This is a genomic window from Anatilimnocola aquadivae (genome assembly GCF_049819085.1).
GTDB lineage: Bacteria > Planctomycetota > Planctomycetia > Pirellulales > Pirellulaceae > Anatilimnocola.
This window is the reverse complement of the sequence record NZ_CP187419.1, coordinates 4,132,628-4,153,797: the sequence shown is the minus strand read 5'-3', so window position 1 is coordinate 4,153,797 and position 21,170 is coordinate 4,132,628. Positions and strand designations below refer to the sequence as shown.

General features: G+C 58.2%; 16 protein-coding genes. 8 read left to right on the top strand and 8 right to left on the bottom strand.

Translation table 11 applies throughout. The features are described from left to right. The first annotated feature begins 6 nt into the window (after positions 1 to 6). From NA78x_RS16490 to NA78x_RS16470, 5 genes are all read left to right on the top strand, one after another. Entirely contained in the window at positions 7 to 1,044 is a 1,038-nt protein-coding gene (locus tag NA78x_RS16490; RefSeq protein ID WP_425613465.1) for a universal stress protein, read from the top strand. A 328-nt stretch (positions 1,045 to 1,372) separates the two neighbouring features. Next, positions 1,373 to 2,419 carry a TerC family protein gene (locus tag NA78x_RS16485; protein ID WP_425613464.1) on the top strand — a complete coding sequence of 349 codons (1,047 nt, stop codon included), beginning with the start codon at positions 1,373 to 1,375 and terminating at the stop codon, positions 2,417 to 2,419. A 504-nt stretch (positions 2,420 to 2,923) separates the two neighbouring features. After that, positions 2,924 to 3,553 (top strand): hypothetical protein, encoded by a 630-nt coding sequence (locus NA78x_RS16480; RefSeq protein ID WP_425613463.1) that lies wholly within the window; start codon positions 2,924 to 2,926, stop codon positions 3,551 to 3,553. Further along, positions 3,550 to 6,381 carry a c-type cytochrome gene (locus NA78x_RS16475; protein WP_425613462.1) on the top strand — a complete coding sequence of 944 codons (2,832 nt, stop codon included), beginning with the start codon at positions 3,550 to 3,552 and terminating at the stop codon, positions 6,379 to 6,381. The genes NA78x_RS16480 and NA78x_RS16475 overlap by 4 nt, the downstream gene beginning before the upstream one ends. 5 nt (positions 6,382 to 6,386) lie before the next feature. Continuing rightward, on the top strand, positions 6,387 to 7,166 hold the full coding sequence (locus NA78x_RS16470) for a 3-keto-disaccharide hydrolase (RefSeq protein ID WP_425613461.1): 780 nt from the start codon (positions 6,387 to 6,389) through the stop codon (positions 7,164 to 7,166). Between the two features lie 162 nt (positions 7,167 to 7,328). Here the strand turns inward: NA78x_RS16470 and NA78x_RS16465 are convergent, their stop codons facing one another. From NA78x_RS16465 to NA78x_RS16450, 4 genes are all read right to left on the bottom strand, one after another. Then, positions 7,329 to 9,614: an ABC transporter permease gene (locus NA78x_RS16465; RefSeq protein ID WP_425613460.1), complete on the bottom strand. Its 2,286-nt coding sequence runs from the start codon at positions 9,612 to 9,614 to the stop codon at positions 7,329 to 7,331. A 12-nt stretch (positions 9,615 to 9,626) separates the two neighbouring features. Beyond that, the gene (locus NA78x_RS16460) at positions 9,627 to 10,946 is read right to left on the bottom strand and encodes an efflux RND transporter periplasmic adaptor subunit (RefSeq protein WP_425613459.1); all 1,320 of its coding nucleotides are present in this window, start codon (positions 10,944 to 10,946) and stop codon (positions 9,627 to 9,629) included. A 203-nt stretch (positions 10,947 to 11,149) separates the two neighbouring features. Further along, positions 11,150 to 13,345 (bottom strand): serine/threonine protein kinase, encoded by a 2,196-nt coding sequence (locus NA78x_RS16455; protein ID WP_425613458.1) that lies wholly within the window; start codon positions 13,343 to 13,345, stop codon positions 11,150 to 11,152. Beyond that, positions 13,342 to 13,920, bottom strand: coding sequence for a sigma-70 family RNA polymerase sigma factor (locus tag NA78x_RS16450; protein WP_425613457.1), 579 nt, complete (start codon positions 13,918 to 13,920; stop codon positions 13,342 to 13,344). The genes NA78x_RS16455 and NA78x_RS16450 overlap by 4 nt, the downstream gene beginning before the upstream one ends. A gap of 300 nt (positions 13,921 to 14,220) precedes the next feature. Between NA78x_RS16450 and NA78x_RS16445 the strand changes: the two genes are divergently transcribed. After that, a complete protein-coding gene (locus NA78x_RS16445; protein ID WP_425613456.1) occupies positions 14,221 to 14,679 on the top strand; it encodes a hypothetical protein in 459 nt (152 codons plus the stop codon). A 55-nt stretch (positions 14,680 to 14,734) separates the two neighbouring features. After that, positions 14,735 to 14,947 (top strand): hypothetical protein, encoded by a 213-nt coding sequence (locus NA78x_RS16440; protein ID WP_425613455.1) that lies wholly within the window; start codon positions 14,735 to 14,737, stop codon positions 14,945 to 14,947. A 501-nt stretch (positions 14,948 to 15,448) separates the two neighbouring features. Here the strand turns inward: NA78x_RS16440 and NA78x_RS16435 are convergent. Genes NA78x_RS16435 through NA78x_RS16425 form a run of 3 tightly spaced genes read right to left on the bottom strand, consistent with a single transcriptional unit; the run spans position 15,449 to position 18,792 of the window. Then, complete coding sequence (locus tag NA78x_RS16435; RefSeq protein WP_425613454.1) at positions 15,449 to 16,921, bottom strand: DUF1501 domain-containing protein; 1,473 nt, start codon at positions 16,919 to 16,921, stop codon at positions 15,449 to 15,451. 15 nt (positions 16,922 to 16,936) lie between these two features. Continuing rightward, a complete protein-coding gene (locus NA78x_RS16430) occupies positions 16,937 to 17,767 on the bottom strand; it encodes a sugar phosphate isomerase/epimerase family protein (protein ID WP_425613453.1) in 831 nt (276 codons plus the stop codon). Positions 17,768 to 17,820: 53 nt separating this feature from the next. After that, positions 17,821 to 18,792, bottom strand: coding sequence for an aldo/keto reductase (locus tag NA78x_RS16425; RefSeq protein ID WP_425613452.1), 972 nt, complete (start codon positions 18,790 to 18,792; stop codon positions 17,821 to 17,823). A 72-nt stretch (positions 18,793 to 18,864) separates the two neighbouring features. On the opposite strand from NA78x_RS16425, the gene NA78x_RS16420 reads away from it, so the two are divergent. Further along, positions 18,865 to 20,043 (top strand): acetyl-CoA C-acyltransferase, encoded by a 1,179-nt coding sequence (locus NA78x_RS16420; protein WP_425613451.1) that lies wholly within the window; start codon positions 18,865 to 18,867, stop codon positions 20,041 to 20,043. A 4-nt stretch (positions 20,044 to 20,047) separates the two neighbouring features. Here the strand turns inward: NA78x_RS16420 and NA78x_RS16415 are convergent, their stop codons facing one another. Continuing rightward, positions 20,048 to 21,166 carry a prenyltransferase/squalene oxidase repeat-containing protein gene (locus NA78x_RS16415; protein WP_425613450.1) on the bottom strand — a complete coding sequence of 373 codons (1,119 nt, stop codon included), beginning with the start codon at positions 21,164 to 21,166 and terminating at the stop codon, positions 20,048 to 20,050. Positions 21,167 to 21,170: the final 4 nt, after the last annotated feature.

Below are 21,170 nucleotides of genomic sequence, written 5' to 3'. Positions count from 1 at the left end.
GCAAACATGAATCGCGACAATCAAACTGCAATCGGGATCGCTGTCGATGCCTCCCGTGCGCAGCGACTACCTATTCGAAGCACTGGTCAGCAAGCTGCTGACTTTGCACCACGCCATAGCCTACAAAGTGCGTCGTGGGACCAGGAGATTCGCACGATCGTCGTGCTGCTCGATGGCTCCGCCCAGGCAGAGCATGCTTTGCCCCCTGCGCTGGCCATTGCACGCCGCACCGGTGCCTCGTTGCGGCTGGTCCGTGCCTACTCTCACCTGGATGACATCGATCCTTGGCGGTTCTCTCAAGCGGCAGCAAGTGTCAAGCTCAGCAGGCTCGAGAAGCAGCATTACTTGGCGAGGATTGCTGGGAAGATCGCCCGAATCGAGGGCCTGCAACCAGAGACTGTCCTGATTGATAGTCCGAACACGGTGGACGCACTCGTCAGCGGAGTAGCTGGTTCCGATCTGGTCGTTATTGGTTCCCGTCGCCGCCGTTTGGCGTCGCGTATGTGGTGGAGCAATACCGTCGATCAGTTGCGCCGTCGCTTGTCGGTTCCACTGTTGTTGACCTCCGCATACTCGTCAGCGGTTGACCTGAAGTCCGATCCAAAGTCGAGACGCATCCTCGTGCCTCTCGATGGCTCCGTGCTCGGACAAGGCGTGCTCAGCAGTGCCGCGCAACTTGCGCGATCTTACGACGGAGCGCTGACGCTTTTGAACGTGCAGAACGAGCAGTGGTCACTGGGCCTGTTCGATCACACGAGTCCGGGGAGTTACCTCATGTCCGCGGCTCAGCGGTTAAAGGAGGCAGGTGTTGATGCCGAGGCCGAGATCCTCACAACCTCGCGCAGTCCTGGTCAGGCAATTGCGGCCTATGCTGCTTCGCACGACGTTGATTTGATTGCGATCGCCACTCGTGGGGATGGCGGCTGGTCACGCCTGATGCGCGGCAGCGTGGCTGACTACCTGCTGCGGAATACGAAGCTCCCGATTCTCCTGCAGAACATTCCGCAGGCAGTGAAGCATCCAGAGCTCACCCGAGTTTCGTAATTGATCCTACCTCTCCCGCAATAAGAACAGGTTCCAGCGCGTGCCGATCAACATTCGGCCGCGCTCCGGGCATTTCTTAAACGCACGGCACACGCATCGCAGGCGTCGAATGCTACACACCCGGAAATCACGTTTGCTTGAATTGAACTCTCGCTGTGCGTCAGCAATCCGCAGCGCGTCGAGTCCGCATGATCCGCGCTGCCACCACTACACGATGCACTCTTACGCCTCCCCAGCCCCGCTGCGATTGAGCCCGTCCTTTCGCCCCTAAGACCGAGTCTGAATGGTCACTCGTCTTCTTTGGGTACAGGAACTTAGGGAGCTTCGCATGATTTGGTTATGGGTTGGTTTTGTTTGTTTTGTGCTGCTGATGTTGGCTTTGGATCTCGGCGTGTTTCACCGCCAGGCCCACGTAATCTCCATCAAGGAAGCCGTTGCCTGGACGGGCGTGTGGGTCTCGCTCGGCCTCACGTTCGCCGTGTTCGTTTATTTTGCCTATGAGGGGCGCTGGTTCGGCCTAGGAACGACGGTCGACGTCGCAGACGGCCTGCTGAATGACGGAGCGACCGCCGTCGAAAAGTACCTCACGGGTTATATCGTCGAAAAGTCACTCAGCGTCGATAACGTCTTCGTGATCGCGATGATCTTCGGGTTCTTCGCCGTCCCCACAATCTATCAACATCGTGTGCTGTTCTGGGGAATCCTGGGCGCACTGGTCATGCGCGGCGCGATGATCGGCATCGGTAATGTTCTGATCACTCAGTTTCACTGGGTATTGTATGTATTCGGCGCTTTCCTGATTCTCACGGCACTCAAGATGTTGTTTTTCAAGACGGAGCACGGCGCGCCGAACTTGAACTGGATTGTTCGCATCACCCGCCGCTTTTTCCCGGTGACAGACAAGTTTCATGGCGAACACTTTGTCGTACGGGCGGGGGCAGACACTGCTGACGACGATGCGAACCGCATTCGCCCCGGCACGCTGATGCTAACTCCCTTGGCTCTCGCGCTCATCCTCGTCGAGTCGACCGACGTCATCTTCGCGGTCGATTCCATCCCGGCAATCTTTGCCATCACCGCCGATCCGTTTCTGGTGTTTACCAGCAACGTCTTCGCAATCCTTGGCCTCCGCTCGCTGTACTTCGCCCTGGCGGGCTTAATCGACAAGTTCCGCTACCTGAAGGTCTCGCTGGCGCTGATCCTGCTCGTCGTGGGTTTGAAAATGTTTCTCGCCGAATGGCTGAAGGAATCTCTGGGCAAGCACTTCAACTTTTACCTGTTGGGATTGATCCTTTCGATTCTCGTGTTCGGTGTTATCGCATCCCTGGCGGTCGGTCAATCTCGGGAGAAGTCGAAGGTTGCCGAGCAGCACTAATTGCTCGCACTACGATCTCCTAAACGTCCAATAACCGGCGAGGTTCTTGGACAGGCACCCACTCTTGAGTTTTGCCGGAAGTGGTTGTCGGTGTTCCCTTTGTAGCTCGCGAGCATTTCTTGTAACTCATCCTTCTTGTCCAACAACCAGCCCGGTTGTTGGACAGGCATCTCAATCGCAGCTCCCACTTGGCGAACACGACGTGACCCAACCGCGCTGCGCGGGCGATCAACTCAAGCGCAACACTGCAAGATAACGTCTCGCCAATATCTCCTCCTGGTGATCGATGGTCAAGTAGCTGGTGCGAACATGCTGACAATGTATTGAACAGAACATCGCCGGATGCTGGCAGGCGACCTAGACGGCTTCTTACAAGGTCACCGGTGTCGTCAAAGCCTCGTAGGTGCAACCTCTAGTCGCAAAGTGACCCGCTCCGAACTAGATTGACCAGTCAATGGTCACTGCTGCGAGCTGGTTTATTCGCTGATGGTCACACTGGTTCTCATGACACGCACGCTTATCGTTATCGCGACTCTGCTGCTGATTCCAATCACTGTTGGTGGCCTCAATGCTGGCGAAGCTGATGCACCCGCCTTGCCGTTTGATCCGCAGATTATCAGCCGCCTGAGCTTAGACGGAAAACCTCGGTCACTGGCGATCCGGCAAGGGCCTGACAAGTGGCTGGGCTACGACTTGGAACGGGCCACCGTGCTGAAAGCATGGCAGGCACCGGCCGGCAAGCCGGGGTTGCTCAAATCGGGTTTTGTCACTCGCTCTGCAGGCAAGAGCCTCTTTGAGGATCCGGGTACAGCCACCTGGGAACTGCAGCGCGGCGGGAAAACCGTACCCGTCGACGTTCGCTATCTGGGCTGTTCTCAGCGGAAAGATCACATCGAGCTGAGTTGGGAACTGCAAACTGACTCCGGCACACTCAAGCTGTTTGAACGAATCCCACTGGCTGCAGCAGCGGCAAACGAAGGCATGGTGCGAGAACTCCGCGTAGAAAATCTCGCCGCGGAAGAATCGCTCTTACTTCCCGCCGCTGCTCGTACAGCGTGGAAACTAGCCATCGACCAAGAAGACTCCAAGCCAGCATTGACCGGCAAAGAATGGCATCGACTGATTCTCCCATGAAGCAAGTTGCACTCACATTCGTTCTGCTTCTCCTGACGGGTATCCCAGGAGTATCGCTGTCGGGCGCCGAGCCAGCGCGCACGCTCGATCTTCCCGCGAAGCAGATTTTCTCCAAAGGCCCCAACGTGTACGCGGGCGACGTGCTCGAGATCACCAAAGGGCGGGGGGCGATCATTGGCTGGTATGTGCAGGCCAAACAGGAAGAGGAGATCAACGTCTCGATCGACTATGCTTGCGAAAAGCCCCTCGATCAGGATTACCAGCTTTCCTTCGCTGGGCAGGATACCTTTTGGAAAGTGCCCGTCACCAAGAAAGATGAGTGGGGGCTGGCAGAACTGGGGTCATTTCGCGTGCGTGCGGGACAGCCGGTGTTGGTGCTGCTGGTGCCGCCGTCCAATCGCAAATATGACCATCCGCTCCGATTCCGAAAGTTAGTGCTGGAAGGTCAGACAGCCGGCAATTTGTCGCTCGCTCAACTGCCGAAGGAACCTGACGCACCCGACGCAACACCGGGCTTCGGCCAAAAGCTGACTTCGTTGCACCCAGCACTTGCCGTGGAAGACTTACGCGATGAAGCCCTCACGCTGCGGATCAGTGGCATGGCACTGCGTGGTCCGCGCGAGTTACTTTTCACTACTTGGGACGGCGACCTCTATTCGCTCGACCTGACAAAGATTCACGGCGCTGGGCCGCTCAAGTTCCGCCGCATCGCGCAAGGATTATCGGAACCGATGGGGCTGGCCGTCTCGAACGGGCGCATCTTTGTCACCGAGAAGAATGAAGCGACCGAACTGCTGGACGAAGATGGCGACGGTACTTTCGAGACCTATCGCTGCGTGTCACACGCCTGGCCCTGCACGATGGATTATCACGAGTACCTCTTTGGTGCCGTCGTGAAGGACTCTCAGCTTTATTTCTCATCCAGCGTCGGCATGGCAATGCGCGACAAGGACAACCGCCAGGCTCCGCTGCGCGGCAGCGTGATCAAGGTGCATGTTGACACGGGGAAAACAGAAGTCGTCGCTGGCGGTTTGCGAACACCGGATGGTATGGGCGAGGGACCGAAGGGTTCTCTGCTGGTGACCGACAATCAAGGCGAATGGCTTCCCGCCAACAAGCTGATTTCTGTGCAGCAGGGAGCCTTCTATCAGTTCCGCAGTCGCGAGCCGTGGCATCCGTTGGACCGCCCTGAGGCGACGCCCCCGGCTGTTTGGCTACCGCAGGGTGAAATTGCCAACTCACCGACCGAGCCGATCATGCTGCCCTCGACTTGGGGACCTTATGCAGGCCAGGTGGTGTTCGGCGATGCAACCTACGGCGGCTTGCAGCGTGCGTTCTTGGAAGAGGTCGAGGGTGTTACCCAGGGAGCCGTTTTTCACTTTTCACAAGGCTTCCGGCACCTGTTTCATCGCTTCGAACTGACCGGCAATGGTGATCTCTATGCGGGAGGAATCGCGCGTGGGGCGGACAAAGAGTTCATTCATCGCGTGAGTGGCCTCTCGCGGATTCGCTATACAGGGAAAGAAGTCTTTGAGCCCCTCGCTGCTCGTGTTCGTTCCAACGGTTTAGAAGTCGAGTTTACGTTGCCACTCGCGGAAGGGAGTGGCTGGGATCCGGCTGGCTACTATGTGACTCGCTGGTCGTATCAGGGAACACAGACGTACGGTGGTGCCAAGGTCCTGCATCGTCGCGCTCAGGTTCGTTCGGCTACAGTCTCCGCAGATCGCCGTCGCGTCTTTCTCGAGATTCCGGACATCAGCGAGGGCGAAGTTCTGCATGTCTCGCTGAGTGAATCGCTGCCCGCGGCAAACGGAGTCTCGCTCTGGACCGGAGAGTTTTGGTACACCGTCAATCGCATCCCGCACGGCCAACCTGGCGTTGTCAGTGCCGCGCCGCTGAATATTTGGCGGCCTTCAACCCCCTACTTCAGCTTTTCCAAGGGCAACGCTGGACGAGTGCTCTATCGCAACTATTGTGCATCGTGCCACAGCCTTGACGGGCTCAAACTGGTCGGCCCCACGTTCGCCGGGCTCAGCGGTTCGATGCGTAAAGTGCGTGACGCAAATACCGGCAAGCTTCACGACGTGCTCGCGGATGCCAAGTATCTCAAACAATCCATTCTCGAACCCAACTCCCAACTTCTGGATGGCTACGCTGCCAATCTAATGCCTCCCGTCGGCGCGACCCTGACAGAGAAGCAACTCAGCACGTTGGTCAGCTACATTACGAAGGCATCCGATCCCGAATTCGCCCGCAACGAAGTTGCCCAGCAACGAACCATGAACCTGGCGTGGACCTTGAGCGATTTTCCAGAAGTTGGCGCCCGACTAACCCCTGCATCCATCGAGGGCGCAGCCAAGACCGAACCCCTTGCGATCGCTCAGGGAATGCAGGCATTCATGAAGGCCCAGTGCCTGCAATGTCACGCGGTCGCGGGGATTGGCGCAACCGTCGGTCCGGATCTCGCGGAGTCGATCAAGAAGCATCAAGGCAAAAAACTGTTACAGCACATTCTCGAGCCTTCGAGTGAAATCCACCCTAAGTATCAAACGCTGCAGTACCTGCTCGATGATGGCCGGGTCGAGACAGGAGTCGTCCTGAAAGAAGACGAGCGCGCTTTGTACATCGCAAAGAATTTGCTCACACCTCAGGCGCTCACCAAAATCGAGAAGTCGTCGATCGAAGAACAGGCCGCTTCCAAAGTATCGGCGATGCCGAACGGCTTGCTGAATGCTCTGACGAAATCAGAGATCCTCGATATGCTCAGGTTTCTCGAAGCTGGCCCCGCCCCGATTACTCCCCGCGTTGCGCCCACCTCATCCAAGTGATTACCATGCATCGATTAACTCCGTGCGTCGCCTTCGTCTGCTTGTTTGTTGCCTTACCAATGGCCAGCCTTGCGCTCGATCCTGCGGAGGAAAAGCTAGGCTTCGCGGCACTCTCGGACGGCAAGACTTTCGACGGTTGGAAGCAGAGCGGCAATTGGGTGATCGAAGACGGAGCGTTCGCGCGGGTGCGCCCCAGTGGGCAGTTGACTTACGAGAAGCAGCTCATCCCCGATGACTTCGAACTACGGTTCGATTGGAAGGCTTCCAAAGGCTGCAACAGCGGCGTCTACTATCGCCCGGGCCAGGTCGAGTACCAGGTGCTGGATGACGAGCACAGTCCTTACGGCGAAAATCCACGGCAGTCAGCTGCCTCCATTTTCTTTTGCATGGCTCCGAGCAAACGAGTCGCTCGTCCGCATGGCGAGTGGAACACCGCTCGCATTCTCTGCAAAGGCAGCGTCATCGAGCACTGGCTCAACGAAGAGCGCGTCCTTTCCTTCGACTACAAAGATCCCAAATGGTCCAAAGAGGTCGAACTACTTGACATTCGGGGTGGTGATCTGACGAGGCGCGGTGGCAAGCTGCTGTTGCAAGATCACGGTCAGAATGTAGCGTTCCGTAATCTCCGCCTGCGCACCATTCCAGCCGACGAAAAGCTGATCCCCGACCCAAACTTCCAACCCATGCCAGTTACTGGTGCTGCACTGGAAAAGGAGCAGGCCCGCGTGCGCGGCATTTTAGAGAAGGCCAAGCAAAAGGGTACTTCGGCACAGAAATCTAAGTAACGGTCCTGGGACCCTACGTCGCCGTCGAAGTTCGCGTGTGGCTCATGAATGTGATGCTTGCTTTGTAACCTCTACCGCAATGCTGCAGACGAATCACAAACTCGTTTTGATCTGATCGAGAAACTCTATCGAGTGCTCCTCGTAAAATGCTGTTGGCGGCTGCTACTCATACCGCAGCGCGTCGATCGGATCTAAACGCGAGGCCTTCCAGGCGGGATAGAAACCAAAGATCACGCCCACGGTTGCGGAGACCGCGAACGCAGCGATGATCGCCGGGATCGACGCTTCGATCGGCCAGCGGAGCAGGAACCAGACAAAAATCGACGCGCCGCGCCCAAGCAAGATCCCCACCAAGCCACCCAGCAAGCACAAGACGATGGCTTCCATCAGAAACTGACGAAGCACATGAAATGATCTGGCACCGACCGCCATCCGCAAGCCGATTTCTCTCGTTCGTTCGGTCACTGATACGAGCATGATATTCATGATCCCCACACCGCCGACGGCCAGCGAAATGAGCGCGACGATCAAGAGCAAGCCCCCCATCATCTGCGACATCGCTCCGAAGGCTTTGAGCATTTCGCTCATGTTCCGAATGTTGAAGTCGTCCTCCTGTCCTTCGCGAATGCGATGACGTTCGTGGAGCAGCGTCGTGATTTCGGCGATCGCGTGCGGAATCTGCTCGGTGGAGGCAGCCTTCACCATGATCTGGTCCACGTTCGTGACGCGAGTGTGCTGCGGATTGTTCGCAGCCTGCGTCGCATTTCGAGGCGGGTAAAGCGTGGTGGTTCCTGGGTAGAGTTCGCCCAGTGAATTCACAGCAGTGCTGCTGTCGGTCGAGCCTTGACTGGCCCCGCCGGTATTCTTTCCCGAAACACGAAACTTCAATGTTGTCCAAGGCGCGATGAGGATATCGTCCTGATCCATGCCCATCATGTTGGCACCTTTCCGGCCGAGAACTCCCACCACTCGCAAGGAGACATTTTTCACACGCAGGTCCTTGCCGATGGGCGACTCATCGTCGAACAGTTCTTTGGCAAGCGTCACACCTATCATGCAGACCTTGTTGCTTCCTCGGACATCTCGATCGGTGAAAATGTCGCCTGCTTCCATGTCATGCCAATCACGCACCTGAAGGTACGTCGGCGTCGTGCCGATGATCGACATGGGCACCCAATTGCGATTGCCGCGCACCGCTTGGCCCTGGACGGAAAATGTCGGCGCCACATGAGCAACACTGGAGCACTGGGCGGCAATTGCCTCGGCGTCTTCGGGCGTGAGCGTCATTTCGCTTCCCGTTCCAAAGTTGATGCCACCGCTGGTCGACGCGCCGGATTGAACCATGAGATTATCGGCACCCATCGTGGACATTGTTTTCAGCAGCGCGACGCGCGATCCAGAACTGATTTCGACCATCGCAATCACGGCTGAGACACCAATCACGATGCCGAGCGCCGTAAGTGCCGAGCGCATTCGGTTTCGCCAGAGCGCAGCCAGCGAGGATCTTACGGTCGTGGGAACTAGCGAGGTGTAAAGCGAGTACGGCGTCTTGTGACTGCGTTGCTTCGTTCCAATCGCTGAAGACTTATCCGACCGGACTGACGGGCGGACTGCCACGCGACGCGCAGTTACAACTGCGACGCCACCTTCCGATACATCATTGCTCGCTTCCGGGCGGTGATCGTCTTGAATCTGATCAGCCAGTGCCGGAAGCTCAGCATTTGAGTCATTGAAAATCGAGTTCGCCGGTGATTCGGCTTCCTCATTGGCCGTGTCCTCAACCACCAGGCCGTCGACCACACGGATGATGCGATCTGCGGCCGCTGCTACCTTCGGGTCATGGGTAACCAGAATCACGGTGAGGCCCGCAGCATTTAGCTCGCGAAACATCTGCAGAATCTCTACACTCGTGTGCGAATCGAGATTGCCCGTAGGTTCATCGGCAAGCAGCACAGTGGGCCGATTCACGAGCGAACGAGCGATTGCCACACGCTGTTGCTGGCCACCAGACATCTTGGCAGGAACATGCTCCAGCCGGTCCTCCAGCCCAACTCGCCCTAGCAGTTCGACTGCCCGCTCTGCCGATTCGGCGGCCGATGGTGCCAGCAGCGAATAATCGAGCGGCATCATGACGTTCTGAACCGCAGTGGTCCGCGCCAGCAGATTGAAACTCTGGAAGACGAAGCCCAGCTTCGAAGTGCGAACCACCGCGCGCTGGTTGGCATCGAGCTTGCCGACCTCCTGGCCATCGAGCCAGTACTCGCCCGAAGTCGGTCGATCGAGGCAGCCCAAAATATTCATGAGCGTGCTTTTGCCGGAGCCGGAAGCGCCGACAATTGCGACAAACTCGCCGCGGCGAATCGTAAAGCTCACGCCCTTCAGCACCGGCACGTCAACTTCACCAATGCGATAGGTCTTCGTTACGTCTGCGATCCGAATCAGGTCCATGGATTGTGAGCCTTATTCATTCTTGCCGGCGCTCGTTTGCTTGTTGCGCGGAATTTTTGGAGGTGCAAACGGGTTGTTCGTTTCGTCCGCAGCGGCCTGCGATTTCTCGCCTAAGACCACTAGTCGACCTTCCACAACGCCAGCACCACTGACTTCGGTTGCTGCGCCATCGGTCAAGCCGATGGTCACCAATAGCGGTCGAACGAAGTTTTCCTCTTGAATCCAGATGAGGCCCTGATTCTCGTCCGTAACTTGCGGCACAGATTCTCGATCCGCTGGCGAGATTCGGTCTGGCTGCGGTTTGTAACGCAGAGCTACGTTCGGCACGATCAGCACATCAGACCGCTTTTCAATCTCGAACTTCACGTCGGCGGTGAGGTACGGCAAGAGTCTTTGATTTGAATTGTCGGTCGTGATGACCACGGTGTACGGGATGACATTCTGGCTCATCGAGGCATTCAGGCGAATCTGTGTCACCGTCCCGTGGAACGTGTCCTTGGGAAACGCATCGACCTTGAAGTTTACTGGCGTGTTCACCTTCACCAGACCGATATCCGCTTCGTTCACCGACGCCCAGACCTGCATCCGGCGGAGATCTTTGGCAATGAGGAACAGGCTCGGAGTACTGAGATTGGCCACAACCGTTTGACCGATATTTACGCGCCGATCAATGATGGTGCCGGAGACGGGCGAGGTGATGGTTGTGTAACTCAGATTCGTCTCCGTCAGGCTTAGGGCAGAAGTGGATTGGGCAATCACGCTCTTGCCAACTTCTACATTGGCTTGCGCGGCTCCGTAGTTGGCCTTGGCGAGAAGGTAGTCCGACTCGGAGATTGCGCTGCCGTACGTTGTCTTCTGCGATCCTGAAGCGCCAGAGGATGACGAACTGCTGGCTGCGCCAACGTGTAGTTTCTGAGCACGTTTCCATTCTGCCTCAGCATGTTCAGCCCGAGCCTGAAGTTGCAGAAGATCAGCCTTAGCTCGATCAAGGGTTGCCTGCGCTTGATCACACTGCGCTCGGTAAACGGCGGGGTCGATCTGGACCAGCAGCATCCCTTCTTCGACAGGCGAGCCGTAGTCGAGTATCTTGCCAGCGAAATTGGGGTCCGTCTTACCTCGCGGATCTTTGCCGATCTCCTTGATCCTACCCATGACTTGCGCACCAACGTCGATAACCTCTTCAGGTTCGACAGTCCCCGTGGCACCAACGGTGAAGCACAAGTCGCCACGTTCGATCGCCTGCGTCCGGTAGTTCGCTTGCGGAACGGAAGGCCCGCGGTTGGCATACAGAAAGGCGGAAGCGGAGAGTACCGCTACCACCAGAAGACCCATTAAAACTTTCATGAAGCCAGCGTGCGACGACAGAATAGGGTTGCTTTGCCGATGTTGGACTCGAGGTGTTGGTCAGACCGTCGCACTCCTCTCAGAACTAGGTGCGACGGAGATGGGTGCGGAGCGCGCCTCTGGGCAGTAAGGCATGGTTTTGTGGGAAAACCCTCGAATCCGCTCGAATTTCATGGGAAAATGAACGCCGTTTACTCCTTGGGAATGATCAGCGGTGGACGGGGAATCTCGGCCTGAAAATTAGCGCCGGTTATTTCTCGCCACTGAAGCATTTGGTCACTGGTGAGAATCGCCAACGCTCGTTTGTTGGCTGAAGGGGACTGATTGCTCGTTCCAGTCTCCGTTGGCTGGCGCACCTGACGAAGCATGTTGACGAAGAGTCCCTCTTCAATCACTCGGGCATGCTCACGCTGCTCATCCGTCAGTTGCAAAGTATTTGCGACGTCCGGGTCACGAAACGCGTCGGAGACATCGCTTTGCAAACTGATCTGGTAGAGCCGTTGCAATTGTTCGCGACTAAGAATGGTCTGCACGACGGCCTCGTTTTGTCGCGCCTTTTCCAGCATTTGCTGAGCACGTTCGGCAGGCGGTCGGCGCCCCAATTGATCGATCACATCCTTGAATTGCTGATTGACGCGGACCGACAATTCCTTCACGTCCTGCCGCTGCTTATCGTCAAGCTTGAGGTCGTCCAGCACCGGGTCGTAACCCAGCAGCCGGAGTTGTTGACTAGCACGCAATGCCCCCAGGTCGGAGAGAATCTTCTCGACCCGGGCGCGTGCTTCCTGCAAGTCTGCCTGCGCACCCTTGTCTTCTCGCCGCTGCTCGATGAACTCGCGATAGTAGGCAAGGACGGACGTCAGCAACCGCTTTCGCAACGGTTCGGTTCCAGGCCGATCCGCGAGTTCCTCTTCACTCACGCGAAACAGATCATCGACACTTCGCCTCGCCAGTTTGTATTGCGCTTCGGCTTCGTTCGCGCGGGTTTGCTCGCGTTTGTAGGCCTCCACGACCTTTTGCTTCTCGCCACGAACGATGGCCGAAGTAGCGAGCGAACCGATCGTTGTCAGAATCAATAGAATCACGGCGGTGACGACAACCGACGGGTGTCGCCTCAACCATTTGCGAGCTAGTTCCAAACTGGTAGGACGCCGCGCGCGAATCGGCTTGTCATCGATAAACCGCTTCAAGTCTTCGGCAAATTCGGCAGCAGTCGAGTAGCGGTCTGCAGGAGCTTTGCTCAGCGCTTTCAGCAGAACTGTTTCTAGCTCCTCCGGAACATTTGGAGCGATCTTGCGCGGTGATTCGGGATCAGCTTCCGCAATTTGCCGGAGCAACTCATTGCGATCACGCCCATCGAAAATCGGCCGCAACGTCACCAGTTCGTACAGCGTTGCAGCCAGCGAATAGATGTCTGTGCGATGGTCGACAAGGCCCGGCAGTGCCTGAGCTTGCTCGGGACTGGCGTAACGTAAAGTTCCGAGAATTTCGCCCGATATGGTCAGGCCCGTATCGCCGGCAATCTGTGCCAGGCCGAAGTCCGTGATCCAGATTTCACCGTGGGCGTCGATCAGCAGGTTGGCGGGTTTGATATCTCGATGCACAATCCCCACCTCGTGGGCGTAATGCAGCGCGTAGGCCGATTTTTGCCCTACTTTGGCAACCCAATCAAAGTACTTGCGAGAATTGCGATGCATGCTCTCGGCAAAGCTTCCTCTGCCGACGGTGCTCTCCGGACCCAGTCGCACAGTACTGGCCTTTGCGACTTCCACGGCCAACGACGCCTCACTACTTTGCTGCCTGAGTTCACCCACCAATTCGCTGAGACTCTGGCCCTCGATCAGTTGCATGGCGTAATAATGCACGCCCAACTCGCAACCAACTCCATAGACGGCAACGATATTCTCATGTCGCAGGTTAGCCGCAGCGAGCGCCTCGTTCTTGAATCGTTGTAACCGGCGAGGATCGATAGCCGCCGCGAACGGCAAGACCTTCAAAGCAACCTTGCGACGAAGGGATAGCTGCTCTGCCTCGTACACAACTCCCATGCCACCCCGACCGATTTCGCGAATCAGTTGAAACTCGCCAAGCTGCCGCGGCGGCGAGTGCTCAAGTGGCTTGCTGTCCTGCTGCGATCTGCCCTGCCACCACGAATGAGTATCGTCACTTACGCCCTGCTCGAATGCTGCCTCGCGAAGAGGAACGGCGACACGTTCGATCTCTGCATGAGCGGTGATGAACTCCGCGAGTTCTTTGGCAAATTCCGGATGCTGCGCGAGAAAGTCCTCGCGACGGATTATGTTGCCGGCTTCACGGGCCTCGATGTATTGAACCAGCAATTCATCGAGCCTGGATTCGGGAGTGTCCGTTTTACTAGCGTCGTTCATGATTGACCTGTCCCATTCGCCCCCATCAACGCGCGAAGCCGTTTAAGCCCTCGAAACAAGAGCCCTGCCACCGCCGGCCGAGTTTTGCCAACGCAAGTGGCGACTTCCGCGAGCGGCATTCCTTTCAGGTGATGGAGTTCGATGACTTCCCGCTGGTCATCGGGAATCAGGGACATCGACTTGGCAAGCGCGAGTATTTCCTCCGCGCGAACGGCAAAGCCGCTCGGTGAAGTCTGGTCCGCGGCTAATGCTCGCTCCAGCCGCGATGCTGACAAGTTCAGATCTGCTTCCAACGACCGCTCCCGGCCTGCGTCGCGCGCCTGGGTCGCATATTGTCGAGCGGCTCCAGCCAACACATTGGCCAGAATCGCTCGCAGCCAAGCGAGCCGCTCCGTCTCCGACTCGCCTTTAAACTGCCCCTCGCTTCGATGCGCCTCCAGCACGGTTTGCTGAACAATGTCCGATTCATCCACTTTACTGCGCAGGCGCGCCCCTAACTGCATCCTCGTGAGCAGCCTGAGGTATTCGCGATATTCTTCGAGCGGGCGGTCACCAGCTCTCGATGGCAGTCCCATGCATGCACTGTTCCTATTGATCTAGGTGCTAACGACCAGCGAGTGTAGCGCCAATTCCCAACTTTATTTTGAAGTCAGCAACTTCCAGCAGATAGTCGCATCAACGGACTTCCTGAAATGGCTGGATGGCGGGCTGGCGCCTGAAATTGATATCGAGCGAACGCTCGTTTTCGACTATACCTCGCAGCCTGTTCGTTGAGACCGACCGGAATCCTGCCTGCCCCGTTCGCCCACCGATCCGCACGTCACACACTACCTGAAGACTTCGGTCTCTGCCCGTCGTCGTGCCAAGGATTCCGTATGTCTTGTCGAATCTCGCGGGCCCGATTTATGTCGCTGGGCCTCTTGGGCGTCGTCCAAATCGCGACCGTTGGCTGCGGCACCCTGCTGTATCCGGCACGCAAAGGGCAACCGGCAGGTCAATTAGATTGGGGCGTCGTCGCGCTGGATGCGGTGGGCTTGTTGTTCTTCTTCGTGCCCGGCGTCATTGCGTTTGCCGTCGATTTCAATAACGGCACGATCTACTTGCCGCCAGAAGAAGCAGGGGGATCGCCGCTGGCGTCGGCCGATCTCACCCAAAAAAGCCCACTCACTCCCATCGCGACATTGCCCCAGCAACTGACTCCTCAGGCGATCGAGCAAACCCTTGCCCAGCACACCGGTCGCGACATTCGTTTAGTTCCCGGTACTTACCGGACGAAGGTTCTCGACCGATTGGATCAGTTTTGGACAACTCGCGCTGAGTTTGAGGTCGGCTAAAGACCGTAGAAGCTAATCGAATTTCACTTGCACCAACCAGCGAAAGCACCCGATCATGAAACTGAAATTGTCTCGTTACCTGCTCGTCGCCAGCACCCTGATTGTCTTGCCAGCCTGCGAGCAGAAGTCAAACGTCAACCGACAAAATGGAGTCAGGGACGCGCTCGGTGCCCGCCCCTACGAAGAAGTTCGTGATGCTGCCGAGGACGCTGGCGACGCCGTCAAGCAGACCGGCCGAGACATCAAAAGCGCAGTCAACGGCTCCTGAACCACAACATCAAGTACCAACCTGCGAACATCCAAACGTCCAAGAACCGGCGGGGTTGTTGGACAGGCACAGGTTCTTGTACTTTGTCGGAAGTGACTGCCGCTGTATCACTTGCGACTTTTGGACAATTTTTGCAACTCGCTCTCTTTGTCCAATAACCGGTCAGGTTCTTGGACAGGTACCTCAATCGCAATGCTGCTGCCCTGCCACGCGAGCGCGAAAAAATCAACCGCGCCGCGCTAGCACATCTCAACCACCACACTGTAAGAGAACGTCTCGCTAATATCTACTTGTGGCGAGTGACTGTCAAGTATCTATAGTATAATTGCTGAAAAAATATTCACGGAACCATTGCCGAATGCTGGCAGCCGACCTGGATGGCGGTGATCGGTAGTTAGCGGTTTCTATGGAGTGTCCGATGCACTTTAGCAAGAGCTTGGCAGGTCGATTCGTTGGAAGCTAAGGCATGCTGCCAGAAACTGACGCAAGTGCGCTAGCCCACTACGCCAGTACTTCCCGAATGACCCGGCCATGCACGTCGGTCAGCTTGCGGTCGAAGCCGTTGTGGTACCAGGTGAGTTTGTCGTAGTCCACACCGAGCAGGTGGAGCACGGTGGAGTAGAACTCCCAGACGTTGGTCACGTTTTCGACGCTGCGGCGGCCGAAGTCGTCGGTGGCACCATAGCTGACGCCCGGCTTCACGCCGGCACCCAACATCCACACGGTGAAGGCATCCGGATTGTGATCGCGACCGGTGGTATTGGCTTGATGCGTGGGCATGCGGCCAAATTCCGTCGTCCACAGAACGAGCGTATCTTCGAGCAGACCCGTTCGCTTGAGATCGGTCAGTAGCGCTGCCGTGGGTTGATCGAAAATCGGGCAATGCCGCTCGTAGTCCGATTTGAGCGTGCGATGGGCGTCCCAGTTGAGCAGGCCATCGACACCGCTGGCGCGCGAAGCGCAGTAGAGATTGACGAACCGTACGCCGCGAGTGAGCAGTCGCCGCGCGAGCAAACAATTCTTGGCATAAGCGGCCTGCAGTTTGTTGTCGCTGCCCGTGCCGTAGAGTTTGTGCGTCTCGGCGGTCTCGGAATTCAAGTCGGCCACTTCAGGCGCAGAGACCTGCATGCGCGCGGCCAGCTCATACGCAGCCATGCGCGCGGCGAGGCTGCTATCGCCGGGGTTCGCAGCGATGTGTTGCTCGTTGAGCAGCTTAAGAAAGTCGCGCGAAGCAGCCTCTTCGGCCTCGCTGATGGCTGCTGGGCGCTGCAAGTTGCGAATCGCCAGATGCGCGGCCATCACCATCGCCTGATGCTTGGCCGGCAAGAAGCCGTTGCTCCAATTCGCTTTGCCGTTTGGTGGCTCACCACGCAGGTCGGGCAGCGCCACGTACGTCGGCAAGTTTTCATTGCCACTCCCCAGGGCGTAGCCCAACCAGGCACCGGCGCTGGGAAAGCCCTCCTGAGCATGCCCCGTGTTCATCAGCACGCAGCCTGGCCCGTGCGTATTCGTCTTGGAGGTCATCGAATGGATGAACGCCATATCGTCCACATGCTGGGCCATGTGTGGCAGCAGCGACGAAATCCGTTTGCCGCTTTGGCCACACGGGACGAACTCCCAGGGCGGTGCCATCAGGTTGCCATTCTTCCCCTGGAATGAAGAGAAGTTCTCTTCGCCCGGCAAGGGTTGCCCGCTCCGCTTAAATAGCTCCGGCTTGTAATCCCACAGATCGACCTGCGAAGCAGCCCCCGGGCAGAAGATCTGCAACACTCGCTTGGCCTTCGCCGGAAAGTGAGTCTGCCCCTTACCCGGTTGCCAACTGCTTGTCTTCGCCGCTCCTTCCGCGGCAAGGCCATCCCGCTGCAGCAGATCGCACAGCCCAATCCCCGCTAGCGCGCTAAACGACCCGCTGAGGAAGTCTCGTCTTCCGTAGGAAAGGCCTCCAGCCTGTCGCGTTGGCAAATCGTTATTCATCGCTGTCCCACAGGGTTAGCTGACGTGGCCGAGTTCGTGTAGGCAGTGCTGCATGTACTCAATGCTCTCGCGGGCGAGGGTTTCGACGCCCGGCTCGTAGTCGAACACTTCGACGCTGACCCAGCCTCGATAGTCGATCTCGGCGAGGGCTTGGAAAATGGGAATGAAGTCGAGTTCGCCCATGCCGGGCCCGCGACGGTTGGGGTCGTTGGCATGGAAGTGCTCGAGCAACTGGCGATTCTCACGCAGCAGATCTGGAATCGACTTTGCCTCCGTAGACATCGCCTTGCAATCGAGATGCAGGCGGCAGTGCGGAGAGCCAACTCGTTCGATCAGGTCCACGCCAAGGGCCGCGGTATTGAGGAAGTCGCCTTCTTGTGGGCCCAGCGGTTCGACAGCAACCGTGACGTTGCATTCTTCCATCACCGGCATAGCACGCCGCAGGCAATCGGCGGCCAGATCGAGCGCCTGATCGTGCGAGATGCCGGGCAGCAGATTTCGCTGCAGCGGCGAACCGAGCACCATGATGTGCCCGCCCAGGTCGCGACAAAGCCGAGCCAGTTCGGCCAGGTACTCGCTGGTCTTGATACGCACGGCGTCTTCAGGCGTGGTGAGATAGTACCCGGTGGTCTTCGCCAGCAACCAATGGAGGCCGATGACCGTCAGGTCAGCATCTTCGGCCTGTTTGCGAACCTCGGCCCGCTTGGCCGGACTGATGTCGAAGACATTCGTGGCGATGGTGAACGGGGCGATCTCGATGCCGGTGTAGCCGACATCGCGAGCAAACGCGAAGGCTTTGTCGAAGGGCCAGTCGAGGAAGGTTTCGTTGCAGATCGCGAATTTCATCACGAAATCTCAGCTGCGAGAAGGGAGGAAGGGCGTGCGTTGTTGGTTGGCTATCATACCGCACTGCGCGTGACGGCGGGACCACGCCTGGCCAGTGCCGCTGCGATGCGAGAGAGCTGCTCGGGGGTGATTTCATCCTGCAAGGCAGCCGCCGATTCGAGAATCTGGTCGGGACGTTTTGCTCCGCACAAGGCCGAGGTAATGCCGGGCTGCGCGATGGTCCACTGCACGACCAGTTGCGGAACGGTCTTGCCCGCATCGGCGGCAATTACTCGCAAGTCGTCAAGCAGATCCTGATTTCGCTGCCATTCTTCTCCTTGGAACATCGGATACTTGGGTCTGCCGTCCCCCGGTTGAAAAACATGATCCCGCGCGAGCTTGCCGGCGAGCAGGCCCTTCAGCAGCGGCCAATAAATGCACAGGCCGATGTTGTGTTCGAGACAATACGGTACGAGGTCGCTTTCAATCTGCCGCTGCAGCATGTTGTACGGGGGCTGAACCGCCGCGACGGGGCAGACCGCCTGAAACCGTTGCAGTTGCTCGACCGTGACGTTCGAGACCGCCGCCGCGCGAATGAGCCCGGCTGTCTGCAGTTCGGCAATCGCGGCAGCCGACTCTTCGATGGGCAAGTTGGGATCGGGAGCATGCAGGTAGTAAATGTCGATGACATCGATCGTCAGCCGACGGAGGCTCTCGCGACATTCGCGGTGAATGGTGGCTCGGCTCCCATCGAAAGCGCGATCGCCCTTCGCGTCCCAATGAATCCCACCCTTCGTGGCAATCACCAGCTTGTCGCGCTGGCCGGCAATCACCTCGCCGATCAGCTTCTCGCTTTGGCCATCGGTGCCGTAGATGTAGGCGGTATCGAGAAAGTTGATACCGGCGTCAATCGCGGCGGTGATGGTGGCCCGGCTCTCTTCGTCGGTCACACCCAGGCTGGTCATGCCGGCGATGGGCCAGCAGCCGAGCGCGACCGGCGAGACCAAGAGTCCGGAATTTCCGAGGGGACGAAGTTTTACGGTCATGGTCAACTCGCACGCGGGGCTTGATCGATGGCCGTACAATATAACGAGTGGAACCAAGCCAGGAGCCCGCAGATGAGTCCATCGTATATTGTCGCTGCCCGCCGAACCCCCATTGGCAAATTGCTCGGGCAACTCTCGAGCCTGCCGGCACCAAAGCTCGGCGCGCTCGCTCTGCAAGCGGCGCTCGCCGATAGCGGCCTCGCGGCCGATCGCATCGACGAAGTGATTCTGGGGAACGTGCTGCAGGCCGGTGTCGGCCAGGCTCCCGCGCGGCAAGCAGCGCTTGCCGCGGGAATTCCCGCTAGTGTGCCAGCGGTAACGATCAACAAGGTTTGCGGCAGCGGGCTGAAGAGCATCATGCTGGCCGACCAGGCCATTCGAGCCGGTGATGCGCAGGTGATCTTGGCCGGCGGCATGGAGAGCATGAGTCTGGCTCCGTTCTTGTTGCCCGGCGTTCGTGGCGGCTGGAAATTCGGCAACCAGACCACGCTCGACGCCATGCTGCACGATGGGCTGTGGTGTGCGACCGAGCAACGGGCCATGGGTTGCCTGGCGGATGAGACGGCCACGGGGGCCTCGCTATCTCGCGCCGCGCAAGATGAGTTCTCCCTCTCCAGCCATCAGCGCGCGCTGCAGGCTCAGGAACAAGGCTTGTTCCGAGCCGAGATTGTGCCAGTGACAGTGAAGGTTGGCAAAGTGGAAGCGGTCGTCGATCGCGACGAAGGACCGCGCGCGGGTGTCACGCTGGCCGATCTCGCCAAGTTACGTCCCGCCTTTGGAGCTGAAGGAACTGCCACGGCCGGCAACGCTTCGCAGATCAGCGATGGTGCCGCTGCGGTCGTGGTTGTGAGTGAGGCGTTGGCTAACACCGTGACCTCTGGCTTGCGAGCCAAGATCGTCGCCACGGCCAGCACCGCGCGAGCGCCCAAGGATCTGTTCTTGGCTCCGATTGCCGCCATCCGCGCCGTGTTGGACAAGGCCGAACTGTCGCTCGCCGATATCGACCTCGTCGAACTGAACGAAGCGTTTGCTTCGCAGTGCCTCGCCTGCATGCAAGAGCTGAAGCTCTCGCACGACAAGGTGAATGTCCACGGCGGGGCCATCGCGCTGGGGCATCCCATTGGTTGCAGTGGTGCTCGCGGCCTCGTTACGCTGCTGCACGCATTGCAACAGCGTGGCCAGAAACGCGGGATCGCGTCGCTCTGTTTAGGAGGCGGCGGGGCAGTGGCAATGCTGGTCGAGCTCGATTAATTGACTAGTCAATCAATTCGCAGAGCGTGCCAATCGCCAGCGACGTAGCAATGAGTGGATCATTCTCGCGCATGCGATCCGAATCGTTCTGCCAGCGGCCATCGGACTTTTGTTCGGCGAGCAAGATGCGCTGGATTTCTTTGCTGCGCGAAAGTCGTTCGGTGGGAGGTAACAGCGGCAGCGCGCGGGCTAGCGAATGGTAGTAGTAATATCGCAACCCGCGACGCCAATCGGTCTCAGCCGGCAGGTCTTCAAAGCCTGGGACTACCTCCAGCGAAGGCCGTTTGGCGAGCCAACCAACGGCGCGCTTCACCGGTTCATCTTCCGGCTTCAGACCGGTGGCCAGCAAGCCGCGAATGCCATCGCAGGTGGCCGTGCCATACGAGCGGGGCTTCGTGCGCCCTTCGTCGGTCCACTCGGCTTTGTTGTTGAGCGACATGGGCTCAGGAGTAAAGCAAAAGCCGCCATCGGTCTGTTGTGTTCGTAGCAGCCAGCCTCGCGCGGCTGTGCGGGCTTTATCGGCTGCCAAGGATTCGTCGAACTGCAGTGCTTCCAGCGCGTGAGCGACCACCGAGACATTCGTGCCGGTCGTGATTCCCTCGGCATCGTCGGCACCGAGAAAATCCCAGCCTCCATAGCTGACATGCTCGCTGGCAAAGCCGCGCGATTCCAGCAACTGCGCGTTGAGCAAATACTCGCGAGCCAGCGTCGCTTGATCGGCATCTTGGTCACGCTGCAATCGCCGGTTAGCCATCAGCCAGAGCGAGCAACCGTAGGCTGGAAAATCGAGCGAGCCATCGGGACTGGCAATTGTCCTCTTCTTCGTAAAACCGGGCTGCAAAAAAGTGAAGCCACGCTCGATGGCCGCTGCCTGCGACATTCGCTGCTCGGCAGGCAACTGACTCAGCGCGTCCAAGGCCAGCGACGTAACCGCTGCGCCACCCTTCAACTGGCCATAAGCCTGCGAGTGCCAGCCTCCGTCTTTGGCTTGTTGCGATGCCAAATAGGCTGCACCACGCGCGAGCGACTTCGCTGTTGCTTCATCGGCGACCGATGGACGAGCCAACAGTCCAAGCAGCAGGAAACCGCCAAGAAAAATCGCTGCCAACGAAAACTTCTTCATTCGA